The organism is Pseudomonas sp. OG7, assembly GCF_014192825.1.
GTDB lineage: Bacteria > Pseudomonadota > Gammaproteobacteria > Pseudomonadales > Pseudomonadaceae > Aquipseudomonas > Aquipseudomonas monteilii.
Genome location: NZ_JACHYK010000003.1, coordinates 495,063 through 508,859, shown reverse-complemented (window position 1 = coordinate 508,859; position 13,797 = coordinate 495,063). Strand labels below are relative to the sequence as shown.

At 63.0% G+C, this 13,797-nt stretch carries 13 protein-coding genes; 10 read left to right on the top strand and 3 right to left on the bottom strand.

The features are described 5' to 3' along the window. The first annotated feature begins 166 nt into the window (after positions 1 to 166). Positions 167 to 1,096: a malate dehydrogenase gene (locus tag FHW75_RS10440; RefSeq protein WP_183673586.1), complete on the top strand. Its 930-nt coding sequence runs from the start codon at positions 167 to 169 to the stop codon at positions 1,094 to 1,096. A 163-nt stretch (positions 1,097 to 1,259) separates the two neighbouring features. Here the strand turns inward: FHW75_RS10440 and FHW75_RS10435 are convergent, their stop codons facing one another. Together FHW75_RS10435 and FHW75_RS10430 are read right to left on the bottom strand one after the other, a co-directional pair. Beyond that, positions 1,260 to 2,081 (bottom strand): amino acid ABC transporter permease, encoded by an 822-nt coding sequence (locus FHW75_RS10435; RefSeq protein ID WP_025754705.1) that lies wholly within the window; start codon positions 2,079 to 2,081, stop codon positions 1,260 to 1,262. Next, on the bottom strand, positions 2,078 to 2,899 hold the full coding sequence (locus FHW75_RS10430) for an ABC transporter substrate-binding protein (RefSeq protein WP_183673584.1): 822 nt from the start codon (positions 2,897 to 2,899) through the stop codon (positions 2,078 to 2,080). Before FHW75_RS10430 ends, FHW75_RS10435 begins: the two co-directional genes overlap by 4 nt. Before the next feature lie 118 nt (positions 2,900 to 3,017). On the opposite strand from FHW75_RS10430, the gene FHW75_RS10425 reads away from it, so the two are divergent. From FHW75_RS10425 to FHW75_RS10385, 9 genes are all read left to right on the top strand, one after another. Next, positions 3,018 to 3,902, top strand: coding sequence for a homocysteine S-methyltransferase family protein (locus FHW75_RS10425; RefSeq protein ID WP_182362581.1), 885 nt, complete (start codon positions 3,018 to 3,020; stop codon positions 3,900 to 3,902). Between the two features lie 170 nt (positions 3,903 to 4,072). Beyond that, the gene (locus FHW75_RS10420; protein WP_016713372.1) at positions 4,073 to 5,344 is read left to right on the top strand and encodes a cystathionine gamma-synthase family protein; all 1,272 of its coding nucleotides are present in this window, start codon (positions 4,073 to 4,075) and stop codon (positions 5,342 to 5,344) included. 142 nt (positions 5,345 to 5,486) lie between these two features. After that, a complete protein-coding gene (locus FHW75_RS10415) occupies positions 5,487 to 6,926 on the top strand; it encodes an amino acid permease (RefSeq protein WP_026020391.1) in 1,440 nt (479 codons plus the stop codon). Between the two features lie 46 nt (positions 6,927 to 6,972). Next, the gene (locus tag FHW75_RS10410) at positions 6,973 to 7,857 is read left to right on the top strand and encodes a LysR substrate-binding domain-containing protein (RefSeq protein ID WP_016713370.1); all 885 of its coding nucleotides are present in this window, start codon (positions 6,973 to 6,975) and stop codon (positions 7,855 to 7,857) included. Positions 7,858 to 7,881: 24 nt separating this feature from the next. Continuing rightward, on the top strand, positions 7,882 to 9,270 hold the full coding sequence (locus FHW75_RS10405) for a threonine synthase (RefSeq protein ID WP_016713369.1): 1,389 nt from the start codon (positions 7,882 to 7,884) through the stop codon (positions 9,268 to 9,270). Beyond that, on the top strand, positions 9,267 to 9,704 hold the full coding sequence (locus FHW75_RS10400; RefSeq protein WP_183673582.1) for an Lrp/AsnC family transcriptional regulator: 438 nt from the start codon (positions 9,267 to 9,269) through the stop codon (positions 9,702 to 9,704). The genes FHW75_RS10405 and FHW75_RS10400 overlap by 4 nt, the downstream gene beginning before the upstream one ends. Positions 9,705 to 9,912: 208 nt before the next feature. After that, a complete protein-coding gene (locus tag FHW75_RS10395; RefSeq protein WP_027615766.1) occupies positions 9,913 to 10,956 on the top strand; it encodes a homoserine dehydrogenase in 1,044 nt (347 codons plus the stop codon). Positions 10,957 to 10,968: 12 nt separating this feature from the next. Then, positions 10,969 to 12,405, top strand: a complete 1,437-nt coding sequence (locus FHW75_RS10390; RefSeq protein ID WP_183673580.1) for an aldehyde dehydrogenase family protein — start codon at positions 10,969 to 10,971, stop codon at positions 12,403 to 12,405. Then, entirely contained in the window at positions 12,402 to 12,755 is a 354-nt protein-coding gene (locus FHW75_RS10385) for a RidA family protein (protein ID WP_016713365.1), read from the top strand. Before FHW75_RS10390 ends, FHW75_RS10385 begins: the two co-directional genes overlap by 4 nt. A 23-nt stretch (positions 12,756 to 12,778) precedes the next feature. On the opposite strand, the gene FHW75_RS10380 is transcribed toward FHW75_RS10385, so the two are convergent. Further along, complete coding sequence (locus tag FHW75_RS10380) at positions 12,779 to 13,732, bottom strand: arsenic resistance protein (protein ID WP_183673578.1); 954 nt, start codon at positions 13,730 to 13,732, stop codon at positions 12,779 to 12,781. Positions 13,733 to 13,797: the final 65 nt, after the last annotated feature.

Sequence of the window (13,797 nt, the reverse complement as noted above, 5' to 3'; positions counted from 1 at the left end):
AGGCGGTCGTCTCTAGAGAAATGCACAGAGCCATTCCTGTGGGGGCGGGGTAAGGGGCGCTCTGTTGTCAGGCATCACATTCGAGTGGCCTTTTAGCCCCGGCGGGCAATACTTCTCTCTATACGCAGGCGTGTTCCTGGTGGCGCGCGCCGCTGGGAGGTGTCTGGTGAACAAACTTTCAATCATAGGTGCCGGCCTGGTCGGCGAGGCGGCGGCGCAGGTCATCGCCAGGGATGAGTTGTGCCGTGAGCTGGTGTTGATGGACGTGCAGGGTGAGCTGGCGCAGGGCAAGGCGCTGGATGTGTGGCAGGCCGCTGTGGAGTCCGGCTCCGATACCCGTGTGTACGGCGGGGCCAAGGCTGAAATGCTGGTCGGCTCCGAGCTGGTGGTGATCACCGCAGGCGTGCCGCGCAAGCCCGGCCAGTCGCGCCAGGATGTGCTGAGCATCAACCTGCCGATACTGGATGGCATCATGGCGGACATCAAACGCCATGCCCCGGCGGCAACGGTGCTGGTGGTGTCCAACCCGGTCGACGTGCTCACCTATCGTGCCTGGAGCCTCAGCGGCCTGGGGCGCGACAAGGTGTTCGGGCAGGCGGGGGTGCTGGATACTGCGCGCATGAAGTGTTTTATCGCTGAGCAAACCGGGTTCTCTGCACGGGATATCACGGCGCTGGTGCTGGGCGGGCATGGCGACAGCATGGTGCCGCTGATGCGCTACTGCCAGATCGGCTCGGTGCCGCTTTCCCACTTCCTGTCCAATGAGCAGATCGAGCAAATTGTGGAGCGCACGCGTAAGGGCGGCGGCGAGATTCTGGGCTTGAAGAAGATGGGCAGCGCCTGTGATGCACCAGGCGTGGCCATTGCGCAGATGGTGGATGCCATCGCCAATGGGCGAAACCGCATTTTGCCGGCAGTGGCCATTCTGGAAGGGGAATACGGGCGCAAGGATATTGCCATGGGCGTGCCCTGTGTAATGGCGGACGCGGGGCTTACGCGGGTGATCGAGTTGCCGCTGGATGCGCAGGAGCAGGCGATGTTTGACCATTCAGCCGATCAGGTGGCGCGGGATATTGCTGAGATGAAGGCGTTGTGAATGAAAGGCTGGCCTTATCGTCGGCGCACTGGTCGGCGATAAGGCTTATTGGAAACAGCGGTCAGAGCAAGATGACCCAGACCGAGGTTGGCGAAGACTACAAGATTCAACCTGGCCCTGCGGGCCAGGTTCTGACTGCCTAGCCCGCGGCTGGGCCTGTCAGCTACCGCTGATAGGCCTTGCCAAAATGCCGCTCCAGCCGCGCCTGCACCAGCTCCAGCAGGATCGACAGCACCCAGTAGATAACCGCCGCCGTCGTCAGCATCTCCAGGTAGCGATAGCTCGATCGCCCATACGATTGCGCAAGGAACATCACTTCCCACACCCCCATGACCGAAATCAGCGATGAATCCTTCAGCATCGAGATGAACTGGTTGGCCGTAGGCGGAATGATCACCCGCATGGCCTGGGGCAGGGTGATGTACCAGAAGATCTGTGGCGTGCGCATACCCAGGGCCAGTGCCGCTTCACGTTGGCCCCGCGCTACGCCCAGGATGCCGGCGCGGAAGATCTCGCTCAGGTAGGCGCCATAGTTCAGCGACAGCGCGATGATGCCGGCACTGATGGCGCCGGGTACCAGGCCAAGTTGGGGCAACCCCAGGTAGATCAGCAAAATCTGGATAAGCAGTGGGGTGCCGCGGAAGAACGAGGTGTAGAAGCTGGCGATGCCCACCAGCACCGCGCTGTTCGACAACCGCGCCAGTGCAGCGGCAAAGCCGAGCAGCACCGATACCACCATCGAGCACAGGCACAGAAACAGGGTCAGCGCTGCGCCTTGCAGAAAGCCGTTAGGCCCCAGCCGGAAGCCGGCAAGGTTCGGAAACTTCTCCAGAATGATCGAAAACTTCAGATCGAAGCTGAGGAAAAACGCAACGAACAGGCCGAACAATGCCAGCCAGGTCAGCAATAACCGGGTGCGAAAGCCGAACAGGCCGGCGCCCGTGGGCTTGACCACAGGCTTGGGGGAGGGGGGGAAGGTGCTCATTTGCTGATATCGGCGCCAATCCATTTCTGCGAGAGCTTGGCCAGGGTGCCATCAGCCTTCAGCTCGGCAAACACCTGGCGCACTTTGGCATCCCACTCCGCGTCGCCCTTTTCGATGGCCACCGAGTTCGGCTCTTCATACAGCGGGGCGCCGGCCAGCTTGAAGCGCTTGTCCTGGTCCAGACGCGGTTGCGCGGTCACCAGGTTGGTGAGAATGGCGTCCAGGCGTACACCGGCGCCCAGGCCCAGGTCCTGGAAGGCGACGTTGTCGGTGTCGTATGGCGCAATCTGCACGAAGTCGAAGGGGTATTCGATTTTCTTGTCTTCGTCGCCTTCGATGACCAGGTTCTTGTTCAGGTAGCTTTCGTAGCTCGAGGCGCTGGTCAGGCCCACCTTGCGGCCATCCAGGTCCTTGGCGGTGTGGATACGTTCGTCCTTGGCATTGACCACGATCACCGCAGGGGAGGCGTAGTACTCCACCGGGAAGTCGAACACTTCGCTGCGTGCCTTGCTCGGGGTCATCGAGCAGATGCAGATGTCGTAGCGTCCGCTCCAGCGGCCCGCCGCGATCACGTCCCAGGAGGGGGTTTCGAGGCGCAGCTTGACGCCGAGTTTGTCTGCCACGGCCTTGGCGACGTCCACGTCAAAACCGTCCAGCTGGTTCTGGTCGTTGAGGAAGGAAAACGGCGGGTAGCTTTCCATCAGCACGTTGACCAGCTCCTTGCGCGATTCAACCCGCTCGAGCGTGGCGCCGGCAAAGGCCTGGGAAGCAGTGGCGAGCAGCACGAGGCCTGCACCGAGCACGGTAGGAAATCGCATGTACATACCTGATATGTTGGGCAAAGGAGTGATAGGGTATTTAATAGTTATAAACCTCCGTGAACTAATGAATTTAATTCATAAGAACCTTCAGAGTAGTTATATGAAACAGCGAGCGATGGTGATTCTTGACGGCGGCATGGGCCGTGAGCTGCAGCGCAGTGGGGCGCCGTTTCGCCAGCCCGAATGGTCGGCACTGGCGCTGAGCGAAGCGCCCGAGGCGGTGGTGGGGGTGCACGCAGCGTTCATCGCCGCCGGTGCGCAAATCATCACCAGCAACAGCTATGCGGTGGTGCCGTTCCACATCGGCGAAGAGCGCTTTGCCAAAGAAGGGCGGCAACTGGCCAATATCGCAGGCCAACTCGCGCGCCACGCGGCAGATGCCGGCCCGCACCCGGTCCGGGTGGCGGGGTCGCTGCCGCCGCTTTTCGGCTCCTATCGCCCAGACCTGTTCCAGCCCGAACGCGTGGCAGAAGTGCTGTCGCCGCTGCTGCAGGGCCTGGCGCCACATGTCGACCTGTGGCTGGCAGAAACCCAGAGTTCGGTAGCCGAGGTGCGGGCCATTCACGCCCACTTGCCGGCAGACGGCAAGCCGTTCTGGGTGTCGTTCACCCTGCAGGACGAAGAGGTTGATGAAGTCCCGCGTCTGCGTTCCGGTGAGCCGGTGGCAGATGCCATTGCCGCCGTGGTCGATCTGGGCGCCGCCGCAGTGCTGTTCAACTGCAGCCAGCCCGAGGTCATTGGCGCTGCGGTCGATGTGGCGCACGCGTTGATCGAGCAACGCAACGCCGACGTCGCGATCGGCGCCTATGCCAACGCCTTCCCGCCGCAGCCGAAGGAGGCCACCGCCAACGACGGCCTGGATGAGCTGCGCGAAGACCTTGACCCGCCGGGCTATCTGGCCTGGGCCAATGACTGGCGTAAACGGGGCGCCAGCATGATCGGTGGCTGCTGTGGTATCGGCCCGGAGCATATCGCCGAGCTGAAACGCAATTTGGCGTAAAGCCTGGCAGGTGGCTGGGCGGCTGCTGCGAGCGCCCGGTCCCCAGCCATTAAAAAAAACGCCACTCAGACCCGGATTCCATCGTTTTTCAGTCTCCCGCCATGTCCCTATAGTCCGCTGAAGGCCGATCCTGAATCGGTGTACACAACTCAGCTGTGCGGGAACCGGATATGAACAACAACGAAAAAATCGAGGGTAATGCAGCGGCCGGTGTCGGTACGCGCGTGGTGTGGGGCGGCGAGCAGGTGCAGCACCCGTACAATGCCACTCAGACCCCGATCGTAGTCAGTGCCGCCTACGGCTACAACGACATCGACGCCTGGTACGACGTGGCTCAAGGCAAACTGCCGGGCTACATCTACAGCCGCATGAGCAACCCTACAGTCGCCACCCTGGAATCGAAGCTGTGTGAACTGGAGCAGTCGGAGTCGGCAGTGGCATTCAGTAGCGGCATGGCGGCCATCAGTGCCGTGCTGCATACCTTCCTCTCCAGCGGTAAACGCGTGGTATCCACCCGAGACAGCTACGGCGGTACCAACAAGATTTTTGAAGAGTTCCTGCCCCGCATGGGCGTGCAGGTGTGCCTGTGCGACACGCTGGACACCGAGGCGCTGGAACGCGAAATCGCTGCGGGCTGCGACCTGCTGTACCTCGAAACCCCCACCAACCCCACCTTGAAGGTGCTGGACATCCGGCGCTTGAGCGCTGCCGCTCGGCAGGTGGGCGCTGTGGTGGTGGCCGACAATACCTTCGCCACCCCGCTGAACCAGAACCCGCTGGCCCTGGGCGTGGATGTGGTGGTGCACAGCGCCACCAAGTTCCTGTCCGGTCACGGTGACGTGCTGGGCGGTGTGGTCTGCGGTGCGGAGCCGTTGATGGCGCAGGTACGCCACTACCGCGAGATCAACGGTGCGGCGCTGGACCCGTTTTCGGCCTACCTGATCATCCGGGGCATCAAGACCCTGGCTCTGCGCCTGCGCCAGCAGCAGGCCAGTGCGCTCGTGTTGGCGCAGTACCTGAGCACCGAACCCTTGGTCGAGGCGGTCAACTACCCCGGTTTGCCCCAGCACCCTGGCCATGCGATTGCCAAGGCGCAGATGCGTGGCTTCGGCGCCATCGTCAGCTTTGTGCTCAAGGGCGGTATGCCGACCGTTGCGCGTTTGCTGCCACGGCTCAAGTATGCCCACCGTGCCGGCAACCTTGGCGCGGTAGAAACCATCTACGGCCCGGCCCGCACCACCAGCCATGTGGAGAACACCCTCGAAGAGCGGCTGGCCCTGGGTATTTCCGAAGGGCTGGTGCGCGTTTCGGTGGGTATCGAGGACACCGAAGACCTGCTGGCAGACCTTGCCCAGGCCTGTGCATCGGTGCGCCAGGAGTTGGCCGCAGCAAAGGAGTTGCACGGTGACGCGTATGCCGGCCTGGGCCAGGCGCAGGCCTGAGGCTGACGCGTAGCACTCACCCTCGCGGTGAGTGCCACTTCATGAAGTCGAACAAAAACAATATGCAAGGCCATTCGCTTCGCTCTGCCAAGACGAGGTCGTCGTAACGTCCTTGCCCGCCCACTTTCATGAGAAACCCACAATGTCCCTGCAAACAACGACAACGAGAAATGCTTCGGCGCATGGCTTCAAACAGGACATGCAAACCCGCCATATCGTCATGCTGGCGCTGGGCGGTGTTATCGGTACCGGCCTGTTCCTGACCTCGGGCTACACCGTCAATCAGGCGGGGCCGCTGGGCGCGGTCATCGCCTATGTGCTCGGCGCGATCATGGTTTACCTGGTGATGATGTGCCTGGGCGAGCTGGCGGTACACATGCCGGAAGTCGGTTCGTTCAGCAGTTACGCCACCCGCTATATCGGCCCAGGCACCGGTTACATGGTGGCCTGGATGTACTGGCTGACCTGGACGGTAGCCATTGGCTCGGAGTTCACCGCCGCCGGCATTCTCATGGTGCGCTGGTTCCCGGACACGCCGGTATGGATATGGAGTGCGCTGTTCGGGCTTGCGGTATTCATCAGCAACATCATTTCGGTACGTTCGTTCGCCGAGACCGAATTCTGGTTGTCTTTGGTCAAGGTGCTGGCGGTGATCGCTTTCCTGGTGGTGGGTGGCGGCGCCATCCTGGGCGGCTTCGAGGTTGCCCACGCGCAGAGTGTCGGGCTGGGTAATTTTACCCGCGAAGGGCTCTTCCCCACGGGGTTCTGGTCGATTGCCATGACCTTGCTGGCAGTGGCCTTCGCCTTCTCCGGCACCGAGCTGATCGGCATTGCTGCCGGCGAAACCCAAGACCCTGAAAAGAACGTACCCAAAGCCATCCGTACCACCGTGCTTCGCCTGGCGTTGTTCTTCGTCGGCACCATCTTCGTGCTCGCCACCTTGTTGCCGCGCGAACAGGCCGGTGTGGTGGAAAGCCCGTTCGTGATGGTCTTTGAAATGATAGGGATCCCCTACGCGGCGGACATCATGAACTTCGTCATCATCACCGCGCTGTTGTCGGCGGCCAACTCCGGGTTGTACGCAGCCGCGCGCATGCTCTGGACCCTCAGCGACCAAGGCAACATGCCACGCCGGTATGCCTCGCTGTCCCGTCGCGGCACGCCCTTCAATGCCATCGTGCTGAGCATGGCGGGCGGTATGGCTTCACTGCTGAGCAGCGTGTTTGCGCCCGATACCATCTACCTGGCGCTGGTGTCCATTTCCGGGTTGGCGGTGGTTGTGGTGTGGATCAGCATCGCCGCCAGCCAGATTGCGTTCCGCCGTCATTACATCGCCAATGGCGGCAAGCTCGAAGACCTCAAGTGCCGCGTGCGTGGTTACCCGTTCGTGCCGCTGGCAGCCATCTTCTGCTGTGTGCTGGCCTGTGTGGGTATCGCCTTCGACCCGGCCCAGCGTGTGGCGCTGTACTTTGGTTTGCCCTTTATCGCCTGGTGTTACCTGGCGTTCTGGCTGACCTGCAAATTCCGCCAGCGTCGTCCGTTGCCGCTGGAAACCGTGGCGCCCGGTTCCGAGGCCGCCTGAGCAGGGTGATACTAGGCCACCGGAACGTTGCCACGAGAAACCGCCGATGACCCAGAAAACCCTGCCCCCCTTGAACTGGCTCAGAGCCTTCGAAGTGTCGGCGCGCTACCTGAACTTCACCCATGCAGCAGAAGAGCTGCACCTCACCCAGGGGGCGGTGAGCCAGCAGATTCGCCACCTGGAGAGCCAGTTGGGGGTAGCGCTGTTCAAGCGACTGCCGCGTGGGCTGGGGCTGACCGAAGAAGGGCAGTCCTACCTGCCGGTGGTGCAGGACGCGATCAGCCGGCTGGCGGTAGGCACCAACGAAATCTTCGGGCAGCGCCAGCGTCGGCCCTTGAAGGTGCGCGGCAGCCTGTCGTTCCTGCACTTCTGGCTGGCGCCCCGGTTGGCCGATTTTCGGCGTTCGCATCCCCAGGTGGACATCCGCTACATCAGCAACCTGTGGGTCAAGGAACTGGATGCCGAGGACGACCTGGAAATCCGCTGGGGCAGCGGGCAGTGGGCCGGTGTGGAGGCGCAACGCCTGACCCGCGACGTGCTGGTGCCGGTCTGCGCGCCCGCGCTGGCCGCCGATTGCCCGCTGCGCGAGCCGCGTGACCTGGCCCGTGCCCCGTTGCTGCATGTGCTGGGTTACGAGGAAGGCTGGGGCTACTGGCTGGAGCGGGTGGGGGCCGATCAGGTCGACTCTTCGAGCGGCCTGCAATTCGACACGCTGGTGTCGACCTTGCGCATGGCTGAGTTGGGGCTGGGTGTGGCGCTGGCGCGCTCGTCGCTGGTAGAGGACTTGCTGCAGGAGGGGCGGCTGGTCGCGCCCTTTACCCCGCGCATCGAGGCGAGCGAGTCGTTTTACCTGGTACGCGGCCTGGGTGAAGCGTTGTCCCCGGACGCCCAGGCGTTCAGCCACTGGCTGGTGGCCATGGCGCACCGTTAATTCAAGTACCTGTCTGGAGCACCGATGCAGTACACATCCACGCGCGGCAACGAAACACGAGTCGATTTCCGCACAGCGTTGCTTTCTGGCCTGGCCGACGATGGCGGGCTTTACGTGCCCACCTCGGTGCCGGTGTTCAGCCCGCAGGAGATTGCCAGCTGGTCGTGGTTGCCGTTCGACGAACTGGCCTGGCGGGTGATGGCACCGTTTGTGGGCGATACCCTCGACGAACCGACCCTCAGGGCGCTGGTCAGCGACAGCTATCGTGGGTTCAAACACCGTGGCATCGCGCCGTTGCAGCAGTTGGGCCATAACGAATGGATCCTGCAGCTGTTTCACGGGCCTACCCGCTCCTCGAAGGACTTTGCCGCACAGTTGCAGGCACGGCTTATCCGGCACTTTTTGGGGGCCGATTGCGAGCGGGTCATGCTGGTGGGCGCCAGTAACGGCGATACGGCGGTGGCGGCGATCGAAGCCCTGCAGCATTGCCCGGCAGCGGGCTTGCTGGCGCTGTATCCCAATGCAGGCACACCCGCTGACCGGGCAGCGGTGATGCGCCGTGCCGCGTCCGACAGCGTCAGCTGCGTGGCCGTGGATGGCAGCTTTGACGACTGCCAGTCGCTGGTGTCGGCGCTGCTGCGTGCCTGGCCATGCCCCGGGCTGATTCCGGTGAGTTTCAATTCGACCAACTGGGTCGGTGTGCTGGCGCAGATCGTGTTCTATTTCCATGCGGCGCTGCAACTGGGCGGTGGGACACGCCCCGTGGGCTTCAGCATCCCCACGGCCAGCTTTGCCGAAATCTACGCAGGGTTCATTGCCCAGAAGATGGGCCTGCCCATCAACCAGATCATCGTCTCCACCAACCGCAACGATGCCTTGCACCGGTTCATTCACTGCAATCGCTACAGCCGTGGCTCAACCCGTCAGACGTTGTCACCGGTCATGGATTTCTCGCTGTTCTCCAATCTGGAGCGCTTCGTCTGGGAGCTGTATGACCGCGATGGCGGGGCGACCCGCGCGCTGATGGAGCATTTCGAGGCCTGTGGCGAGCTGAGCATCGGCAACCGCCAGTGGTTGCATGCACGCATGCTGTTTGACTCCTACGCCGTGGACGACGCGTTGATTCGCGAGGAGATCATCACGCTGTTCCACGAAACAGGCAGCGCAGTAGACCCGCATGCCGCAACAGGGGTGTTCGCCGGGCGTTTACACCGGCGCAACATCGGCGCGCCCATCGTCACGCTTGGGCAGTTTGCCCCGGAAAAGTCTGCCGGGCTGCTGGCGGAGCTGGGGGCCTGGCACGGTGAGGTGCCGGCCGACGTCGAAGGTACTGCCGGCGCCGGGCCACTGCTGAAACCAGAGGACCTGGCGGGGGTTCATGCGTTGTTGGCACGCTTGCAGGCCGGGCGATGAAGCGCATCCTCGACCTCCTGGACGAGCGCATTCTTGCCGAGCTCACCGCCAATGCGCGTATTGCCCATGCCGAATTGGGGCTGAAGGTAAACCTGTCGCGCAATGCGGTACGCCAGCGCATCGAGCGACTTGAGCGCGACGGGGCCATCCAGGGCTATACCTTGCGCATCGGTGAGGGCCGACGGCCGACGTCGCTGATCAACGCGGTGATATTCGTCTACCGCTATGACCGCATGCGCGGTGACGCGGTGCTTGATGCGCTGCGCCAAATCCCCGAGGTGATCCAGTGCGAAGTGCTCAGCGGTGAATTCGACCTGCTGCTGCGCGTCGAGGCCTCAAGCCCGGAGCGGGTACACCATGTGTGGAAGGAAATCGCCGCCATGCCCGGGGTCGAGAACACCGTGACATCGTTTGTGCTGGCCACGGTGATCTGAGCTGCGCTGTTGCGTTTGATGACCCGCCTTACACCCACGCCGCCCGGGCTTGCACCCTGGCGGCGTTTTGCATTCCAGCAGGCGCTCGGGCGTGCAGGGGCACTGGCCAGATTGACCAATAAATACAGCGGATTGCCATATTCAACTGGCATTGCACGGCTCTTACGCTTGTCCTCATCGACCAACCGCCTGGAAAGGACAGCAAACCATGACCGAATACAAAATTGCACTCGTTGGCTTTGGTGGCGTGAACCGTGCCCTGGCCCAACTGATTGCCGAACGCAACGCGCGCTGGCAGCAAGAGCTGGGCTTTGGCTTGAAGATCGTTGGCGTCACCGACCTGTTCCTGGGTTCGGCAATCGACCGCGATGGCCTGGATGCCGCCACGCTGGCCGCGTTGCCGGCTCAAAAGGGGGCGCTGGCGCAAATCCCTCAAGGTTCGGCTGAAGCCTTCAATGAGGCGGTGATCAAGCAGTCTGGCGCCGACATTATCGCCGAGGCCACATTCACCAACCCAACGGACGGTGAGCCAGCGGCAACCTTCTGCCGCTGGGCGCTGGAAGCGGGCAAGCATGTGGTCACCACCAACAAGGGGCCGATCGCCTTGCATGCCCAGGCGCTCAAGGCATTGGCCAGGGCCAATGGCGTGTCGTTCGAATACGAAGGCGCGGTGATGAGCGGTACGCCAGTGCTGCGCATGGCGCGCCAGACCTTGGCGGGCGCGGGCCTGGTGGGGTTCGAGGGCATCCTCAACGGCACCTCGAACTACGTGCTCACGCGCATGGAGGAGGGGCTTGGTTTTGCCGAGGCGGTGGCCCAGGCACAAGCACTTGGGTATGCCGAGGCAGACCCGACCGCCGATGTGGAAGGCCATGACGTACGCCTGAAGGTGGTCATTCTGGCCAATGAGTTGCTCGGCGCCTGCCTGCAGGTGAGTGATGTCGCCTGCAGTGGTATCAGCGCCATCGACAGCGCGGCTATCGAGCAGGCGCAGGCCCAGGGCCAGCGTTGGAAGCTGATTGGCAGCGCCAGCCGGCAAGCCGATGGTTCGGTAAGTGCCCGTGTCGAGGCCCGCCTGTTGCCGGGTCAGCACCCGCTGGCGGGCATTTGCGGTGCGATCAATGCGGTTGCATTCAACACCGAGCTGCTGGGCGCGGTGACCGTGTCCGGCCCGGGTGCAGGGCGTGTCGAAACCGCATTTGCCCTGCTGTCGGATATCGTCGCCATTCACACCGCCGGCCGTTCGGCCTGAGGAGCAACGTTCATGAGCCTGACTTCCGTGTCCCGGGTCGCCAATTGCCAACCCGACTTGATCGATGTGTTCAGCCCCTTCGACGGCAGCCTGGTGGGGAGCGTTGCCAACCTTTGCGCCGACGCGGTGCCAAGCCTGCTCGCCCGTGCTCGCGGCGGCGTGCGCGAAAGTGCCGCGCTACCCCGGCATCGACGCGCCAGCATTCTGGAGCAGGCTGCCCGCCTCATCGAGCGCGACGCTGCAGATTTTGCCGGCCTGATCGTCGATGAAGCAGGCAAGACCCTGCGTCAGGCCGAGAAGGAGGTGAAGCGCTGCATCAATACGCTCAAGCTGTCTGCAGAAGAAGCGCGGCGCAATGCCGGTGAGGTGTTGCCTTTCGATGCCTATGAAGGCTCCGAGTCGCGCCAGGGCTGGTTCACCCGCGAGCCGCTGGGGTTGATCCTGGCCATTACCCCGTACAACGACCCGCTTAACCTGGTCGCGCACAAGTTGGGGCCAGCCATTGCGGGCGGCAATGCAGTCATTCTGAAACCCTCGGAGCTGGCCCCGCTTTCTGCCGTGAAGCTGGTGCAGTACCTGGTTGATGCAGGGCTGCCGGAGGCCGTCGTCACGGTAGCCACGGGGGGCGCCGAGCTGGGCAAGGCCCTGGTGGCCATACGTGAAGTACGCATGATCTCCTTTACCGGAGGCTTCGCTACCGGCGAACAGATTGCGCGGGGGGCTGGCCTGAAAAAGCTGGCGATGGACCTGGGCGGCAATGCGCCGGTGCTGGTGCTGAAGGACTGCGACCTCGAGGCGACTGTCGAGTCGTGCGTGTCGGGCGCGTTTTGGGCGGCGGGCCAGAACTGTATCGGCACCCAGCGCATCCTGGTGGACGCCGCGATCTATGAGGCGTTTCGCCAGCGCTTCGTCGCCCTCACCCAGGCAATGGTACTGGGCGACCCGGGGCAGCGCGCAACCGACATGGGGCCGATGATCACCGAAGCCGCTGCACGGCAGATCGAAGAACGCGTCAACCAAGCACTTCAGGGTGGTGCTCGCCTGCTCTGCGGCCATCAGCGTCAGGGTGCCGCCTATGCCCCGACAGTGCTGGAGGGCGTTGACCACGCCAGCAGGCTGTGGCGTGAAGAGGTGTTTGCACCGGTGGTGATGCTGGCGCCGTTCGAGAGCATCGAGCAGGCGGTAGCGCAGGCCAACGCCCCGGATTACAGCCTGCATGCCGGCGTGTTTACCCGCGACCTGTCGCTGGCGTTGAGCTTGGCCCGGCGTATTGAGGCTGGCGGGGTGATGATCAACGATTCGTCCGACTACCGCTTCGATGCCATGCCATTTGGTGGCTCCAAGTATGGGAGCCTTGGGCGCGAAGGGGTGCGGTTCGCCTATGAAGACATGACCCAGCCCAAAGTCGTCTGCCTCAACCAGATTGGCGGCGGGGAGGCCGCTTCATGATCACTCGTTTCGGGGCCGGCGAGCGGATGTCCCTGGCGGTCAGCTACAGGGGGTTGTTCGAAACGGCGGGGGTGGTGGCGGGCAACCTGCAGGAAGATGTGCAGGGGCAGCTGCGTCAGGCGCTGAGCACGATCGACGGCCTGATGGCAGAGGCCGATATCGGCAAGGCGCAACTGACCAGGGTTCAGTTGTGGCTTGCCGACTACCGCCATTTCGACTTGGTCAATGAGGTGTACGACACCTGGCTGCAGGGTTTTCCCAAACCACCACGGGCGTGCGTCGGCGCAGACCTGGGCGAGGGGTACCTGGTCGAGGTGCAGGTGTTTGCCGCATACCCTTGGCGCTCGTGACCGGCGCGATCCTTAGCCACGGGTCAGCGTATGGCCCGTGGCACCGCTCTTACATAGACAAGCTCGCTTATCAACTCCACCAGTGTCTGCGTGATCACCGCCGCAGCCGCCAACCCGCGTATCGCTTCGGGCAATGCCAATGCCAGCGGTAGCACCACCAGCGAGTTTCGCGTGGCGGCGCTGAAGGTGACTGAGCGTGCTTCGGCGACGGGCAGGCGCAGCAGCCGCGCCGAAATGAACCCGAGCACGGGCGCTAGCAACATGAAGCCGATGTACACCGGAATGACCGGTAGCAAACGGTCGAAGTCTCGCAGCACCACAGCAATCTGCGAGGCGATCACAACCACCAGCACCAGGGCCATCGCCGGTACGGGCAACCACGCCCAGGCGTCGTTCCAGGCCGAAACCGCGCTTGAGCGACGAGCCCCGGCACTGGTGAGCACGGCCAGGATCATTGGCAGCACAATCAACACTAAAAAGGCGTCCACGAACGGGATGATGGAGATGGCCACGTTGCTGCTGTCTCCCAGCATCCAGGCCAGATACACCGGCAGTAGCACCAGTTGCAGCAACAGCAGCACAGGTGTGGCGGCCAGGGTAAGGCGCGAATCGCCTTTGCCGATGTGGGTGAACACCACCACATAGTCGATGCACGGCGTAAGCAGCACCAGCAAGGCGCCGACGAGGATCGCCGGGTGTTCCACCAGCCCACGGGTAATGGCCCAGACCAGTAGCGGCACGAGGATGAAGTTGGCGAGCAGCAGCGCGGTGATGAAGCGGCGGTTGCCCAAACCCTGACGCAGGTCGAGGAAAGGGATCTGCAGAAACATCGCATACATCAGCACGGCAATGGCGGGGGTGACCAGGGCTTCCAGCTGGCTGGCGCTGTCGCTGGCCATCAAGCCGAAGGCTACGGCAGCAAGCACGGCGGCGAAGTAGATCGGGATCTGGTGGGTTTCGAGTTGTTCCCTGGTCAAGGTGCGGCCTGTGCTCGATGAGTGAATGGGGGCACAGGGTAATACGTGATTGCAGCGGCGCAAAC

Coding starts and splice junctions, on each gene's coding strand:
- FHW75_RS10435 (WP_025754705.1), bottom strand. CDS start 2,081: ATGAGCACCTTCCCCCCCTCCCCCAAGCCTGTGGTCAAGCCCACGGGC.
- FHW75_RS10430 (WP_183673584.1), bottom strand. CDS start 2,899: ATGCGATTTCCTACCGTGCTCGGTGCAGGCCTCGTGCTGCTCGCCACT.
- FHW75_RS10425 (WP_182362581.1), top strand. CDS start 3,018: ATGGTGATTCTTGACGGCGGCATGGGCCGTGAGCTGCAGCGCAGTGGG.
- FHW75_RS10420 (WP_016713372.1), top strand. CDS start 4,073: ATGAACAACAACGAAAAAATCGAGGGTAATGCAGCGGCCGGTGTCGGT.
- FHW75_RS10415 (WP_026020391.1), top strand. CDS start 5,487: ATGTCCCTGCAAACAACGACAACGAGAAATGCTTCGGCGCATGGCTTC.
- FHW75_RS10410 (WP_016713370.1), top strand. CDS start 6,973: ATGACCCAGAAAACCCTGCCCCCCTTGAACTGGCTCAGAGCCTTCGAA.
- FHW75_RS10405 (WP_016713369.1), top strand. CDS start 7,882: ATGCAGTACACATCCACGCGCGGCAACGAAACACGAGTCGATTTCCGC.
- FHW75_RS10400 (WP_183673582.1), top strand. CDS start 9,267: ATGAAGCGCATCCTCGACCTCCTGGACGAGCGCATTCTTGCCGAGCTC.
- FHW75_RS10395 (WP_027615766.1), top strand. CDS start 9,913: ATGACCGAATACAAAATTGCACTCGTTGGCTTTGGTGGCGTGAACCGT.
- FHW75_RS10390 (WP_183673580.1), top strand. CDS start 10,969: ATGAGCCTGACTTCCGTGTCCCGGGTCGCCAATTGCCAACCCGACTTG.
- FHW75_RS10385 (WP_016713365.1), top strand. CDS start 12,402: ATGATCACTCGTTTCGGGGCCGGCGAGCGGATGTCCCTGGCGGTCAGC.